A 15505-nucleotide genomic window follows, 5' to 3' on the forward strand; every position below is an offset into this window, starting at 1 on the left:
TGACTTATATGGAAAATGGGTGTATTTTTGACTCAGGTAAAGTATTTTTACCTAGACCAACTTTTTAAATAGAAAGGAGGTAATGTTATGTCTTCATTTCAATTGCCAAAGCTTTCATATGACTATGATGAACTAGAGCCACATATCGATAGCAATACACTTTCCATTCATCATGGAAAGCACCATGCGACATACGTAAACAATTTAAATGCTACTTTAGAAAATTATACTGAATTACATAATAAATCTTTAGAAGAATTGCTATGTAATTTAGATGCTTTACCGAAGGAAATTGTTACAGCTGTAAGAAATAACGGTGGTGGTCACTATTGTCATAGTCTTTTTTGGGAAGTGATGAGCCCACGAGGTGGCGGTGAGCCTAATGGAGATGTTGCAAAAGTAATTGATTATTATTTCAATACCTTTGACAACTTAAAAGATCAACTTTCCAAAGCAGCTATTAGTCGTTTTGGAAGTGGCTATGGATGGCTTGTTCTTGACGGTGAGGAACTCTCTGTTATGAGTACACCAAATCAAGATACGCCTTTGCAAGAAGGGAAAATCCCCTTACTCGTAATTGATGTATGGGAACATGCTTATTATTTAAAGTATCAAAATCGGCGCCCAGAGTTTGTTACCAATTGGTGGCATACAGTAAACTGGGACCAAGTAAACGAGAAGTATTTACAAGCAATTCAATCACAAAAACATTAGTCGTATGTATAAGGTAAATTTGGTAATGTAAAATCAGTATTGTCGAAATCCTCCAGAATCCCCCGGATTGCCACCGGGGGATTTATGATTACTTCATTGTATTTATATAATGTTTTAAAACATTTTTTATTTCTAGTTTCAGCTCTCGGAACAAAAATCCAAATTTACGAGCCTTTCCATTATGTAACGTACAGTTAGTTACCTCATTATAAGGAGCTATATTTTCTCCAGCTTCCTGGATGAGTGCTTTTATTCCCGTCTTCTCTTCTATGAAATGAATAATTTCTTCCGTAGAAACTACCCCGTTACTACAGGCGTTAATTGGTCCTTTCACATTTTCCATTCCGCACCAAGCTAGAAACTCTCCTGCCTCTTTTTCATGTATAAATGACAAAGTTCCATCTACATGATCCACAACGATAGGTTTTTGGTTCACAACACATTCAACGTAAAATTGTAACCTTTTCGTATAGTCATTTTCTCCAATAACAACTGGAAAACGCACTGCAACGACTGGGAATGTTGCATATTGAAATAAAACCGCTTCGGCTAATCGCTTTCCTTCACTATAATTAAAATCATTTCTATCTCCATATGTAATTGCATATTCGTATGGATTGAAGCCCTCTTCTAACAAACTTAATGCAGGTTCATAGACAGCCATTGAAGATGTCATAATATACTTCTTCGTTTTTCCTTTCAAAACTTCACATACCATTTTCGCTGCATTTGAACTATAGCATAAATTATCGTATACAATATCATAACTTTTTCCTTCTAGACGCTCTTCTAGTAGCTTTCTATCTTTTCTATCGACAATTATTCTTTTTACTGCGCTACCAAAAGAATCTTCAGTAACTCCCCTTGTGGCAATTGTTACATCGTGTCCAGCTTGCAAAAGGTACTCTACTAAATGTTTACCAAAAAACCTTGTTCCTCCTAGCACCAACACTTTCTTCAATTTCATCATCCCCATTTTCATGATTTATGAGATACCACCTCTTTTATTATAAAACGCTAATATATAAAAAAGCATGAAATCAGTTTAACGATTCCATGCTTTTATGCAGATCATATATTAACGTACTCGATATTTATAAATACAATAACAGAAGTACAAAATAGAAATTACTGATACATAAACCCATAGTTCATATACGAATCCCTCTCCCCATACTCCCATAAAATAAAATAGTGAAGGTAAAGTCAATGTTACCCATGATTGTACGAAGGCAATCCTTCCAAGATATTGATTGATGTTCTTCTTTTGTGTATTTAATACAAAGAATAAATACCAAAGTAATGCCCACATAAACCACGTTAATGCATTAACAACATCATGGAATTGAACAAATGAAACAACCATATAGAATAAAGCAATAATTGCTACCCAAATACAAAACCATCCTAGACCACTACTATCCATTCCTTTTATAAAAGTAACACCTACATATAAATAAGTTAATCCAAATAAGAAAGTAGCCGCATATGAATACACTGTCCAATTGCTTTGGTCAGAAATCATGATCAAATAAAACGGAATAATAATTTGTAGTGCACCCACAAATAAATTAAAAACACCCGCACTTTTCATCTCTGCTTTCCCTAATATAACAAGACTATTTAAAAATAAAGCTGCCCCTGAAAGTAATAATCCTATATAACCCATATATATTCGTGTGAAAATCTTTACCTTTCACACTTTTAACCTCCCCACACTATAAAGTGATACTGATATTATTTTTCTTCCCATTTAAAACTACATACATAATTTTTCATCTGAATAAGTCAGACCTCCTACCTTAAAAAGGAGCGAACTTAAAACGCTTTCAATAATAAATAATCCTATCAAAACATGAACTAGGATTCCTTGATTATAAACGGACTCTAGCAATGATACAAGTGTTGGAATACTTTTCAATAATACGCTTTCAATTCCCATAAAAAATTAACAAAATAATACATTCCTCTATCTCATTCTACTAGCTTCTAGCATAAGATATTGTAAAATCATATCATTTAAAACAGCAAACGTTCTTTTCTAAATTAGCTAATAAACTTAATGGAAAATGAATAAAAAAAAATGACCTATCGCTTTTATGCAAAGGTCATTTTTTTATTCATCATTAAACTTCTAAATAGCCATTTTTATTATTTGATTGCCATTTCCAAGAATCTGCACACATTTCTTCTAATCCACGTGTTGCCTCCCAGCCTAATTCACGCTTTGCTTTCGATGCATCAGCAAAACATACTGCCACATCACCTGGGCGACGTTCTGTGATCTTATAAGGGACTTTCTTGCCCGAAACTTTTTCAAATGCTTCAACCATCTCTAGTACACTATAACCCGTACCTGTGCCTAAATTATAAGCATCTACTCCTGTTGTACTCAGTACTTTCTCAAGCGCCTTGACGTGACCACTTGCTAAGTCTACAACATGAATGTAATCACGGACTCCCGTTCCATCTTTCGTTGGATAGTCATTTCCAAATACGCTTAACTCTTTTAACTTACCTACTGCTACTTGCGTTACATATGGCATTAAGTTATTTGGAATTCCATTCGGATCTTCTCCGATACGCCCACTTTCGTGTGCACCAAATGGATTGAAATAGCGAAGTAATGCGATACTCCATTCTGCATCTGCAAATGCTACATCACGCATAATTTGCTCAATCATTAATTTCGTTTGACCGTATGGATTTGTTGCACTTAATGGAAACTCCTCCGTAATCGGTGATGTTTCCGGGATACCATATACCGTTGCAGATGAACTAAAGATCATCTTCTTTACATTATGTTTCTGCATTACTTCACATAATACTAACGTGCTTGTAATGTTGTTATGATAATATGTTAATGGAATCGCTACTGACTCCCCTACAGCCTTAAAGCCTGCAAAGTGAATAACAGCTTCAATTGCATTTTCTTCAAAAACTACGTCAAGCGCTTCTCGATTTAAAACGTCTTCTTTATAAAACTTAAATTGTTTTCCTGTTATTTCTTTCACTCGATTTATAGATTCTATCGAGCTATTCGAAAGATTATCCACTACTATAATTTCGTAACCGCTATTTAGTAATTCTACACATGTATGACTACCAATATACCCTGCTCCACCTGTTACAAGTATTGCCATAATTATAGTCCTCCATATTTCATTCATTATAAACTTCTCAAAGTATATCACATATTTCTTATCCTATGTTTAATATGCGAACACAGAAACTTACATTTTATCCCATAATAATTTTATAACATATACGATTCTAATCAGGTAATAAAAAAACGCCACATAATAAAAATTATGTGGCGTTTTTTTATTAAATTACGTAACAATATACACTTAGAAAATGCGCAAGACTACCTAGTAATACAAAAACATGAAAAATTTCATGATGTCCCATATATTTAAACTCTAACCATTTTGGCTTTGTTCCATAAATAAATCCACCAATTGTATAAAAAATGCCACCAAGTACTAAGAAAACAATGCCTCCTGTACTTAAATTCTCAGCTAGCGGCGCAAAGAATAAAACAATTAACCAACCCATCGTAATATAAATTGCTGTCGATAACCATCTTGGACAATTAAACCAAAACATTTTAAACACAATGCCACAAATCGCAGTTGCATAGACTAAACAAAATAATAGCAAACCACTTGCTGAATTTAATGTAATTAAGCAAAAGGGTGCATATGTACCTGCAATTAATATAAAAATCATAGAATGATCTAGCTTCCTAAAGAAGTAAATAACACGTTCATTGGCCACAACACTATGATACACAGCTGATGCCGTATAAAGGACCATCATCCCAATACCAAACAAAATAACAGCTGTAATTGCAGCAAATGATGGCATCTTAATAGAAACTTTCACAAGCATAGCTAATAATGCAACAAATGACAATATCGCTCCACCCAAGTGAGTAAATGCATTAACTGGTTCTCTTACATAAGCATTCATAATAACACCCCTTATATAATTACATGTAGTTTTAATAACTACATGTAATTATATACACATTTCATTTTAAGGTCAACATTTACAATTCATTTGTTTCGTAATACCATATTTAAAGATATATTAAACATTAAGTTCCACTAAGTTATAAAAGTGAGGGATCCTACGTGGAAAATATAAATGAATTACTTGAAACATTACATTTAGAAAAAAATATTAAACTTGAGGATATTCCAAATGTTGACTTATATGTAGACCAAGTTGTCCAACTATTTGAAAATACTTATGCAGATACAACGAGAGCTGATGATGAAAAAGTATTAACAAAAACGATGATTAATAATTACGCAAAAGGGAAACTATTCATCCCTATCAAAAATAAAAAGTATTCAAAAGAGCATATGATTTTAATTAGCTTAATTTATCAATTAAAAGGCGCTCTCTCCATTAATGACATAAAGAGTTCATTAGAAAATATAAATAACTCCTTATTAAACGATGATACATTCGATTTAAATACGGTATATAAAAATTATCTTGCTCTTACTGAAACCAATGTCGAAAGCTTTAAACAAGACGTAAATAACCGTGTTGCTGAAGTAAATGAAATCTCTTCCTTAGAAGATACAAAGCTCGAAAAATTTCTACTATTAACATCCTTCGTGACTATGAGTAATATGTATAGACGTTTAGCAGAGCAACTAGTTGATGATTTGAAAGAATCATAAATAAAAAACTATCCACCTATTAGAGTGGATAGTTTTTTATTTACTTAATTGCCTCATGAACTTTTAATTGTTTCCCTTTAATCGTTGTAGTCTTCATGACTTTCAAGACAAGCGGTCCTTTTCCATTTAATATTTCAACGTAAGAAACGTTATCTTGTATCGTAATAATGCCTATATCTTCTGCTGTAACACCTTTAATTTTAGCAATTGTACCGACGAAATCTACCGCCCTAATTTTCTTTTTCTTCCCGCCATTAAAGTACAGCTTCATAATGCCTTTGTTTATGTCCGCATTTTTATCTTTCTTTATAATTGGTTTAGCATGTATCTTTTCTTCAAATGCAGCTTTCTCTTTCATAACTTCTTCTTTTGAAGGTCCAATTGCCTTTGGAATTTCAAAGCCAATATATTCCTCAATCTCTTCTAAAAATCTATTTTCATATGGTGTTATAAATGTAATAGCTTTTCCACTATTTCCAGCTCGTCCCGTTCTTCCAGTACGATGTACATAGCTTTCTTTTTCAAGTGGAATATCATAATTAATAACATGTGTAATATTATCAATATCAATTCCTCTCGCAGCTACGTCTGTTGCTACTAAATAACGGAATTTTCCTTTTCTAAAATCATCCATGACTTCAAAACGATCTTCTTGTACCATACCACCATGTATTTTGTCGCAAGGATAATTAGCTCGTTTTAACTGTCTATATACATGATCTACATTTTCTTGTGTACGGCAGAAAATAATACAACTATCAGGATTCTCAATCGTTGTTACATCTTTAAGTAGTGAAAGCTTCTCGTCTTCTATCACCTCAAAAAGAGTATGTTCAATTTTATCCGTCGTAATCCCAGCTGCTTTAATTTCAATATGAGTTGGTGAATTCATATATGTACGAGACAATTTTTCAACATCTTCTGGAAGTGTTGCTGAAAATAACATTGTCATTCTTTTTATAGGTAATTCATCAATAATTGCCTCTACTTGATCGATAAAGCCCATATTTAGCATCTCATCTGCTTCATCAATAACTAAATACTTCAAACACTCTAAAGAAAGGGTACCCTTTTCAATATGATCCAACACACGACCAGGGGTCCCAACTACAATATGTGTCTTTTGCTTTAATTCTAATTTTTGACGTGCAAATGGAGATTTCCCATAAACTGCCGCAGCCTTAATCCTTTTGAATCGACCTATATTCGTAATATCTTCTTTTACTTGTACCGCAAGCTCTCTCGTTGGTGTTAAAACTAATGCTTGTGGTTTATTCTCTTCCCACTCCACCATTTCACAAAGTGGAATACCAAATGAAGCTGTTTTTCCACTTCCAGTCTGAGATTTCACGACAAGGTCTTTCTTTTGCAATGCAACTGGAATAACCTCTCCTTGTACTTCTGTTGGATGATCATATCCTAATCCAGTAAGTGCCCTTACAATTTCCTTACTTAATTTATAATCAGAAAAACTTTTTTTACTCATATATTAACCTCATTTTATTCTATATTATTTTCTTTTTTATCTTTTATATGCGTTACTATCACTTTACTTATTATACTTGAAACCTCACATAAAAAGGTGAATCATGCCAGATTCATCTTTTTATATAGAAATAAACCTTTTCATTTCATATATTGTTCAACTAATTGATCACATCTTTTACTCGTATTGTTAGCATTAACCTTTTCATAGTATCCTCTAGCCCTCCCCAAAGGTAAAAAGCACATATACACCCTGTGGAATTATCTCAATTTTCCCACCTTTTATAAAACGAACAATATAAATGAAAATACATTTTAAATTCGTTTTTAACGTCATTTCTCATATATATAATCTGTTTTTCAAAAAAATGTTAAGAAATCCTTTGACTTCTTAATAAAAATAATGTAAATTATCCTATGGACGAACATTTTTAATTAATAAAAATAAAATATTCGTATTTTAGGGGTGTAAATGATGGAAAACGTATTCGACTATGAAGATATTCAATTAATTCCTGCAAAATGCATTGTAAATAGCCGCTCTGAATGTGATACAACTGTCACTTTAGGAAAACATAAATTTAAATTACCTGTCGTGCCTGCAAATATGCAAACGATTATTGATGAAAGAATCGCAACTTATTTAGCTGAAAACAATTACTTCTATATTATGCATCGTTTCCAACCAGAGAAACGAATCTCATTCATTAGAGATATGCAATCACGTGGATTAATCGCTTCTATCAGCGTTGGTGTAAAAGAGGACGAATATGAATTCGTACAACAATTAGCTGCTGAGCACCTTACACCTGAATATATCACGATTGATATCGCACACGGTCATTCTAATGCTGTGATCAACATGATTCAACATATTAAAAGACATTTACCAGAAAGCTTCGTTATCGCTGGAAACGTTGGAACTCCAGAAGCGGTAAGAGAATTAGAAAACGCTGGTGCTGATGCAACAAAAGTTGGTATTGGACCTGGTAAAGTTTGTATTACTAAAATTAAAACAGGCTTCGGAACTGGCGGTTGGCAGCTAGCTGCACTTCGCTGGTGTGCAAAAGCTGCAAGTAAGCCAATTATCGCCGATGGTGGTATTCGTACACACGGCGACGTAGCTAAATCTATTCGATTTGGAGCAACTATGGTAATGATCGGTTCTCTATTCGCTGGTCACGAAGAGTCTCCAGGGGAAACTATCGAAAGAGATGGCAAACTTTATAAAGAATACTTCGGTTCTGCTTCTGAATTCCAAAAGGGTGAGAAGAAAAACGTTGAAGGTAAGAAAATGTTCGTTGAGCATAAAGGTTCTTTAGAAGATACGTTAATCGAAATGGAACAAGATCTTCAATCTTCTATCTCTTACGCTGGTGGAACAAAATTAGATGCTATTCGTACTGTAGATTATGTTGTCGTGAAAAACTCGATTTTCAACGGCGATAAAGTATATTAATTCTTAAATTTAAAAAGAAGGACAAGCATAGAAGTGCTTGTCCTTCTTTTTCATATATAAAAATGTAAAATATTTTTATTTTACTGAATTTTCTAGTATCATATTTTTAGATGCTTTTAATAAGGAGGATATAAGACATGAAAACTATAATTGAGAATCGTCTTGTTCGTGCTGAAGTACCTAACGAACTAAAATGGGATTTATCTGATTTGTATACATCCGACGATGAGTGGCATACCGCATTAAACGTATTAGAAAATGATATACAGAAACTTGATGCATTTAAAGGACGTTTACATACTAACTCCACAACTTTATTAAATTGCCTACTTTTAGAAGAAGAGCTTTTAATGAAGTTAACAAAACTGTACTCATATGCAAATTTAAAAGAATCTACTGATCGTACAAATCCAGTTATTCAAGCGAACTCTTCCAAAATTTCTGCTTTATGGACGAAAGTACATACTGCACTATCCTTTATCCATAATGAGATTCTCTCACTTGAAGAAGGAACAATTGAAAAATATTTAACCGTAGAAACAAAACTTGAACCTTTCCGTAAATCACTACTAGAAATACTACAAAAAAGGCAGCATACACTCTCTCCTGAAACAGAAGAAGCTCTTGCTGCACTTGGCGAAGTTCATAGTTCTCCATACAAAATTTATGGCATGACTAAATTGGCCGATATGGATTTCACTTCTATACAAGACGAACAAGGAAACGAACTCCCTGTTTCATTCGCATTATTTGAAAGTAAATATGAATTTTCTCCAAGCGCATACATACGTAGAAAAGCATACTCATCATTTGTTTCCACCTTGAAACGATATAAAAATACAGTTGCGACGACATATGCTACTGAAGTAAAAAAACAAGTAACACTTTCTCGTTTACGTAAATATGAATCCGTTACCCATATGCTATTAGAACCACAAAAGGTTCCACTTGAAATGTATAACAACCAACTTGATATTATTTATAAAGAATTAGCACCTCATATGCGCCGTTTTGCAGATTTAAAAAAGAAAGTATTAGGACTCGATCAAATGCTTTTCTGCGACTTACATGCACCTTTAGATCCCGAATTTAATCCAACGATTACTTATGAAGAAGCAGCCACGCTCATTCAAGATTCTTTAAAAGTATTAGGCGATGAATATAGTTCCATAATCGAAAAAGGATTCAAAGAAAGATGGGTAGATCTTGCAGATAACGTAGGCAAATCAACAGGGGCATTTTGCTCAAGTCCATACGGCTCTCATCCCTATATTTTAATTACATGGCAAAATACGATGCGTGGATGCTTCACATTAGCACATGAATTTGGACATGCTGGTCATTTCTATTTAGCAAATAAAAACCAACGTATCATGAACGTACGCCCATCTATGTACTTTGTTGAAGCACCATCAACTATGAATGAATTACTATTAGCTCAGCATTTACTAGCGACTACTGACGATAAGAGGATGCACAGATGGGTCATTCTACAACTACTCGGCACATATTATCACAACTTTGTTACCCATTTACTTGAGGGTGAATACCAACGTAGAGTATATGCTCTAGCAGAAGGAGGACAGGCCCTTACAGCTACAACTTTAACTGAAATTAAAACAAATGTCCTTTCGACATTCTGGGGAGATTCTGTAGAAATCGATGAAGGTGCGGGCTTAACTTGGATGCGTCAGCCTCATTATTATATGGGTCTATATTCTTACACATATTCCGCAGGCCTCACTGCATCTACTGCAGTAGCTCAAATGATTAAAGATGAAGGACAACCTGCTATTGATCGTTGGTTAGATGTGCTTCGCGCTGGTGGTACAATGAAACCACTTGAACTAATGAAACATGCCGGAATAGATATGTCAAAACCAGATGCAATCCGTCAAGCTGTTTCTTACGTTGGTTCATTAATTGATGAATTAGAGCATTCTTATCAAGAATAAAAAATAAGCCCTCGCTTTATGAGGGCTTATTTCATATTTACTTCCCAAACCTTTTACGATATCCACATTTCCTACAAAGCTCTTCAACCGCAACTCTTTTGGAAAATCCATCGACAATGTTTGTTGCTCTTTCACCTTCTATAATGTTAGAAAATGAATCATTATTAATATTTCCAAGGTTAATAATCCCTTCACCATCTAAACAACAAGGAATAACCGTCCCATTCGCTAAAATCCCTGCTTGATTACGAAGTCCATGACAGAATCCTTTCCCATCATCCTCTTCTTCATGTAATGCTGGCCACTGGAATTCATAGTCTTGATTAATAAAGACACGTTCTGCAATTTTTATACCTTTTCCTGGTGTAAGCTTCTCTTCAATCTGATAAGATAGATCAAATTCATTTTCAATTATGGATAATAACTCCCTATTTTTCTGAATTTCAGCATTTGTTTTATTATCCTGAGTTAAATTCCATAACCTTAACGATACAATTAAATCTGATTGACTTGTCGCTTCCCTAATGAAGGAAAGTATACTCCTTACATAGCCCTCTTTATCTTGCGAACCTGGGTGTCCATCAAAACTATGCAGTGAAAAATTCATTTGTCTTAACGCGGGCTTATTTAACAGCCTATGCCTTCTCTTATTAATTAACGTTCCGTTCGTTGTAATATTAACTTTAAACCCTTTTTCATGACTTAAGTCTAATAGTTGATCTATTTTCGGATGGAGCAACGGCTCACCCTTCACGTGCAAATAAATGTAGTCTGTGTGAGGTTTAATTTGGTCTAATCTTTTAGCAAAATCCTCTACAGAAATGAATTGCTTCTGCCTTTCCGTCGGCGGACAAAAGCTACACGCAAGATTACATACACTCGTAATCTCCAAGTAAAACTTCTTAAACTTCTTCACCTTTAATTCCTCACTTCTCTAACTACTTATACTTTTTCCTCTTCATATTACAGCATATTTTTATGGAAATAGAAACATACTTATTTTAGGAAATCTACATACCATCTAATAATATTTAAAAGACCATCGGTAATTTTTGTCCAATGGTCTTTTTATCCTTTTTATATGCAAAGAATAAATTTATTTATGATACGGTTCATCATAACTATTCTAAATAAGCTTATTTTTTATTATTTTCATAATTAAATTTAACAAAAAAGGTAGTGCCTTCCGATCCTGTTTGAATTTCTATTTTTGCATTATGGCGGGCAGCAATGGCATAACATACACCTAATCCCAATCCAGTTCCATTATGTTTGGTCGTGTAAAATGGCGTACCCAGTTTCTCTAATACTTCAGGCCTGATACCTTGTCCTTGATCCTGCACTGCAAGCACCACACAATTTTGACCTTCCTTGTAGGTGCTAATGGTTAGAACTTTCCCTGTACTCATCGCTTCTAAGCCATTACGATATAGATTCATTAATAATTGCCGTATCTCATTACGATTTAAAAGTAATTTCGGAATGTCATTTGTATCGAATTGAATATATTTATTTTGATTATACGTATCAATCTTTATTAAAGGAATAATATCGCGGATAAGTGAATTTAAATCTAACATCTGCAAATCCAATTTCCTTGTATTACCCATTGAGAGAAATTCAGTAATAATAGAATTGGCACGGTTAAGTTCTTCAATCATTAAATGAAAGTACTTATTATGTTTCTCATAGGTATTCTCTTCTTTTAATAACTGCAAAAATCCTAGTACCGTTGTCATTGGATTTCTAATTTCATGGCTGATACCTGCTGCCATTTGCCCTATTAAATCAATGTTAGATAATCTTTTCAATTCCTGTTCATATTTCTTTTTTTCCGTTATGTTTTTAAAAATACAACAAATACCATCATCATACGGGTATGCAATAACTTCGTGCCAATATTCATCTGCAGTAGAAAGAAATTCGAAATGAACTGTAGTTCGTTCTGACATCGCACGATGAAATTCCTTATACATAACTGTGTCGATATCACTCGGGAAAACATCCCATATATTCTTTCCTAATACATCTTTTGCTGTTTTTCTTTGCGGAAAATATTGGTGCTTATTTACGTACGTAAATTCCCATTTATTATTTAAAGTAAAGAATCCATCCGTAATACATTCAATCACACTTGTAACTTTTTCATTAGCAGCAGCTAGCTCTCCCGTTCGCTCTTCCACTATACTTTCTAGTTTATCCATATATAACAAATTTGAAAACGTAGGGGCTGTGGCATCAACGATAGATTTTGCTAGTTGAATTTGAGAATTATCGTAATTGTGAGCTTTTCCTTCTTTCCCAACGACGATTACCCCTAATACTTCTCCTATTGAAATCAATGGGATCATCAATAAATCCTTACTATCTATATTTTTTGTTTGAATAACTTCTTGGATCTTGGCTTCATAACTTTTCTCTGTCCAATCAGCTTCTGTCCAATCACAGCCCTTACTTAATTTCGTTGTTTTAATCGTTGTTTTGTCTAGCGGATCTAGAAGATGGGCAGTCATATTTTTACTCTCTAAAATCTGTTCTAAGTAAAAAAAGCATTTATCAAAACTCTCCTGTATCGAGGAACACATTGATAAATCACGGGTAACATTTAATAACAGCTGCTTCTCAACAATAAGGTCTTCCTTTTGTGTTAAATTATTTGCGTTTTGAATTGCGACCGCGGCCATATTTACATAAGCTTCAACACTTTGAATTTCTGAATCTGTTAAGTTCATCGGAATCCCATAATCAAATAAAAAAACCAGACCAAATAACTCTTGCCTAAATGAGATAGGCAGAGCTAATAAGGACTTAATTTTAAACGCATCAACTGGTCTCGGATCTGGTCGATGATCCTTTGAGGTATCAGGAATATAGATGGTTTTTTTCGTTTCAATAACTTCTTTTGCCAGTAAGTCTATTTCAGGATCCACTACCTGAGTATCGAGTGTTACGCCATTTATGGTCTCTGGTTTTCCTGCAAATCCTCTAAATGTTCCATCTTCCTGGGGTAAATAAATTCCAACAGCATCGCACCTAACAATCTCCTCTGATATCGCCATTGTCACACGCTGCAATACTTCACGTAGTTCTAATTTCGTATTTATTATTTTTGTTATATTCGCGAGCCTAGAATATCTCGTCTGATCACTTACCATTCACATAGCCTCCAGTTATAGGCATAATAAAATAAATATGATAATATCAGCGTCTTACCTTTGTTTTACATAGAATATTTTACTTATGATACGGTTCCCCACGATTAATCCGAAACGCTCTATACACTTGCTCAAGCAACACTAATCGCATTAATTGGTGTGGTAACGTCATCTTTGAAAAAGAAAGTGATTCGTTTGAACGCTTCATTACTTCTGAACTTAGTCCGAGTGATCCACCAATTACAAATGCGACTTTACTCTTTCCATATGTAGCAAGGCGATCTAGACTGACCGCAAATTCTTCTGATGACTTTTGCTTTCCTTCTATAGCTAATGCAATCACATGCGTGTCATCAGAAATCTTATCCAGTATACGTATACCTTCTTTTTCCTTTACAATTAACATTTCTGCTTCACTTAAATTTTCTGGTGCCTTTTCATCTGGCAATTCAATTACTTCTACTTTTGCGTATGCTGATAATCGTTTTAAGTATTCTGCTATACCTTGTTTCAAATATTTTTCTTTTAATTTCCCAATTGAAATAATCGAGATATTCACACGTATCCTCCACCTTACAAACATGTTATCCACAAAACTTATCCACATATCCACAAACACTACCCACATATTGTGTGAGAATCTGTGTTCGATACAACATATGTCGCCTCATTTTGACAAAATTCACATGTTTTTTTCTCTTTTTCTGAGTTATCCACACTGTTGATAACCGGTGCAACTTCACACTCATCCACAATAATATCTAACGCTAATTCAACATGTTCTAAACAACAAGGTAAATTCATTTTCTTCACCTCACTTTTCTACAATAGAAAACAGGAGGTAGGCCCTCCTGTTTTTAATACTTTTGAATGCCTAATTTCACTGTTGTTGTTACTCTTTTTGTACCACGATAAAACGTAAGAGTCATTTTATCATTAATTTCCTTATCATATAAGGCCGTGCGGAATCCAATAATATCGCGAATCGGTTTTCCATCTACTGCCACAATAACATCATGTTCTCTTAAACCAGCATCCGCGCCTGGCGAAGGACTTTTCACATCCAAAATACAAACTCCTTCTGTTACAGTACCTGGTAAATGTAATGTTTTTGACCAATAATAGTTTGGAATTTCATTTAATGACCTAAGTTCAATCCCAACATACGGTCTTCTTACTTTTCCATACTTCTCAAGTTCATTCATAATCGGAACAGCCCTAGTCACTGGAATAGCCAGTCCGATTCCTTCTACTTCTTTTGCAGCAATTTTCATTGAATTAATACCAATTAATTGTCCTGCTGCATTTACAAGCGCACCGCCACTATTCCCTGGGTTAATCGCCGCATCTGTTTGTAACACTTCTACTTGCCAATCATAATGTCCATCTTGATCTAAATCTACAGGGACAATACGTTCATTAGCTGAAATAATACCTTGCGTAACAGTTCCAGAGAATTGCAGTCCAAGTGGATTTCCAATCGCAATAACTGGCTCTCCTCTGCGAACAGTATTAGAATCGCCAATTTCAATTATTTTTTTCACATGCTTTGCATCTATTTCTAATACAGCTAAATCTGTGACTACATCGGTTCCTAATACTTTTCCAGCAACCTTCTTACCGTCACTTAGACTTACTTCAATACGATTCGCTCCAGCTACAACATGATTATTCGTTACAATATAAGCTTGACCATCTGTCTTTTTATAAATTACTCCTGATCCTGTACCAGCCTCTGAATCTGCCTCTGAAAAGTTATCTCGTTGAATGTTAATAACACCCACAACAGCTTCAGATGCACGATCAACAGCATCTACAAAGCTAATCTGTTTAATTCCTTGAGCTTCGGCCATGTTACTTCCGCTTGCTTCCGCTTGCGGAAGCGTATCAGCAGAATTTGAAAATAAAGGAGCTCCAAACGCAAATAAAGAAGCTCCTACAATTGTTCCCGCTATACTAGAAAGAACTATACCTTTATGCTTCTTTTTTCCTGCACGTTTCATACGATAATTTTCTTCATCAATAAAGGACATATTT

The 15505-nt window shown here is 34.3% G+C and carries 14 protein-coding genes; 4 read left to right on the plus strand and 10 right to left on the minus strand.

All coding sequences use genetic code 11. From position 1 onward, the window contains the following. Positions 1-87: 87 nt before the first annotated feature. Complete coding sequence (gene sodA / locus H6481_RS08055) at positions 88-714, plus strand: superoxide dismutase [Mn] (RefSeq protein WP_000094037.1); 627 nt, start codon at positions 88-90, stop codon at positions 712-714. Positions 715-802: 88 nt separating this feature from the next. On the opposite strand, the gene H6481_RS08060 is transcribed toward sodA, so the two are convergent. The 4 genes from H6481_RS08060 to H6481_RS08075 all read right to left on the minus strand — a co-directional run bounded on the left by H6481_RS08060 (position 803) and on the right by H6481_RS08075 (position 4689). Then, a complete protein-coding gene (locus H6481_RS08060; protein WP_182811397.1) occupies positions 803-1696 on the minus strand; it encodes an NAD-dependent epimerase/dehydratase family protein in 894 nt (297 codons plus the stop codon). Between the two features lie 96 nt (positions 1697-1792). Next, the gene (locus H6481_RS08065; RefSeq protein WP_000540540.1) at positions 1793-2383 is read right to left on the minus strand and encodes an AmiS/UreI family transporter; all 591 of its coding nucleotides are present in this window, start codon (positions 2381-2383) and stop codon (positions 1793-1795) included. Positions 2384-2840: 457 nt separating this feature from the next. After that, positions 2841-3857 carry a UDP-glucose 4-epimerase GalE gene (gene galE / locus H6481_RS08070; protein ID WP_000996531.1) on the minus strand — a complete coding sequence of 339 codons (1017 nt, stop codon included), beginning with the start codon at positions 3855-3857 and terminating at the stop codon, positions 2841-2843. A gap of 184 nt (positions 3858-4041) precedes the next feature. Next, positions 4042-4689 (minus strand): hemolysin III family protein, encoded by a 648-nt coding sequence (locus H6481_RS08075; RefSeq protein WP_000995368.1) that lies wholly within the window; start codon positions 4687-4689, stop codon positions 4042-4044. Between the two features lie 164 nt (positions 4690-4853). Between H6481_RS08075 and H6481_RS08080 the strand changes: the two genes are divergently transcribed. Continuing rightward, positions 4854-5414 carry a DUF1836 domain-containing protein gene (locus H6481_RS08080; protein WP_023523627.1) on the plus strand — a complete coding sequence of 187 codons (561 nt, stop codon included), beginning with the start codon at positions 4854-4856 and terminating at the stop codon, positions 5412-5414. Positions 5415-5454: 40 nt separating this feature from the next. Here the strand turns inward: H6481_RS08080 and H6481_RS08085 are convergent, their stop codons facing one another. Continuing rightward, a complete protein-coding gene (locus tag H6481_RS08085) occupies positions 5455-6900 on the minus strand; it encodes a DEAD/DEAH box helicase (protein WP_182811400.1) in 1446 nt (481 codons plus the stop codon). 474 nt (positions 6901-7374) lie between these two features. On the opposite strand from H6481_RS08085, the gene guaC reads away from it, so the two are divergent. Next, entirely contained in the window at positions 7375-8358 is a 984-nt protein-coding gene (gene guaC, locus H6481_RS08090; RefSeq protein WP_098611985.1) for a GMP reductase, read from the plus strand. A 137-nt stretch (positions 8359-8495) separates the two neighbouring features. Then, a complete protein-coding gene (gene pepF / locus H6481_RS08095; protein WP_182811404.1) occupies positions 8496-10313 on the plus strand; it encodes an oligoendopeptidase F in 1818 nt (605 codons plus the stop codon). Between the two features lie 37 nt (positions 10314-10350). On the opposite strand, the gene H6481_RS08100 is transcribed toward pepF, so the two are convergent. The 5 genes from H6481_RS08100 to H6481_RS08120 all read right to left on the minus strand — a co-directional run bounded on the left by H6481_RS08100 (position 10351) and on the right by H6481_RS08120 (position 15501). After that, positions 10351-11229, minus strand: a complete 879-nt coding sequence (locus H6481_RS08100) for a radical SAM/SPASM domain-containing protein (RefSeq protein ID WP_000713633.1) — start codon at positions 11227-11229, stop codon at positions 10351-10353. Positions 11230-11449: 220 nt separating this feature from the next. After that, complete coding sequence (locus H6481_RS08105; protein ID WP_182811407.1) at positions 11450-13468, minus strand: ATP-binding protein; 2019 nt, start codon at positions 13466-13468, stop codon at positions 11450-11452. A gap of 79 nt (positions 13469-13547) precedes the next feature. Then, positions 13548-14027 carry a 23S rRNA (pseudouridine(1915)-N(3))-methyltransferase RlmH gene (gene rlmH / locus H6481_RS08110; protein ID WP_001027003.1) on the minus strand — a complete coding sequence of 160 codons (480 nt, stop codon included), beginning with the start codon at positions 14025-14027 and terminating at the stop codon, positions 13548-13550. Positions 14028-14086: 59 nt separating this feature from the next. Next, a complete protein-coding gene (locus H6481_RS08115) occupies positions 14087-14272 on the minus strand; it encodes a CxxH/CxxC protein (RefSeq protein WP_001052833.1) in 186 nt (61 codons plus the stop codon). 53 nt (positions 14273-14325) lie between these two features. After that, positions 14326-15501 carry a S1C family serine protease gene (locus tag H6481_RS08120; RefSeq protein WP_182811409.1) on the minus strand — a complete coding sequence of 392 codons (1176 nt, stop codon included), beginning with the start codon at positions 15499-15501 and terminating at the stop codon, positions 14326-14328. Positions 15502-15505: the final 4 nt, after the last annotated feature.

Origin of the sequence: Bacillus sp. ME78 (genome assembly GCF_903970865.1) — a bacterium.
Lineage (GTDB): Bacteria > Bacillota > Bacilli > Bacillales > Bacillaceae_G > Bacillus_A > Bacillus_A cereus.

Coding starts and splice junctions, on each gene's coding strand:
- sodA (WP_000094037.1), top strand. CDS start 88: ATGTCTTCATTTCAATTGCCAAAGCTTTCATATGACTATGATGAACTA.
- H6481_RS08060 (WP_182811397.1), bottom strand. CDS start 1,696: ATGAAAATGGGGATGATGAAATTGAAGAAAGTGTTGGTGCTAGGAGGA.
- H6481_RS08065 (WP_000540540.1), bottom strand. CDS start 2,383: ATGGGTTATATAGGATTATTACTTTCAGGGGCAGCTTTATTTTTAAAT.
- galE (WP_000996531.1), bottom strand. CDS start 3,857: ATGGCAATACTTGTAACAGGTGGAGCAGGGTATATTGGTAGTCATACA.
- H6481_RS08075 (WP_000995368.1), bottom strand. CDS start 4,689: ATGAATGCTTATGTAAGAGAACCAGTTAATGCATTTACTCACTTGGGT.
- H6481_RS08085 (WP_182811400.1), bottom strand. CDS start 6,900: ATGAGTAAAAAAAGTTTTTCTGATTATAAATTAAGTAAGGAAATTGTA.
- guaC (WP_098611985.1), top strand. CDS start 7,375: ATGGAAAACGTATTCGACTATGAAGATATTCAATTAATTCCTGCAAAA.
- pepF (WP_182811404.1), top strand. CDS start 8,496: ATGAAAACTATAATTGAGAATCGTCTTGTTCGTGCTGAAGTACCTAAC.
- H6481_RS08105 (WP_182811407.1), bottom strand. CDS start 13,468: ATGGTAAGTGATCAGACGAGATATTCTAGGCTCGCGAATATAACAAAA.
- H6481_RS08115 (WP_001052833.1), bottom strand. CDS start 14,272: ATGAATTTACCTTGTTGTTTAGAACATGTTGAATTAGCGTTAGATATT.
- H6481_RS08120 (WP_182811409.1), bottom strand. CDS start 15,501: ATGTCCTTTATTGATGAAGAAAATTATCGTATGAAACGTGCAGGAAAA.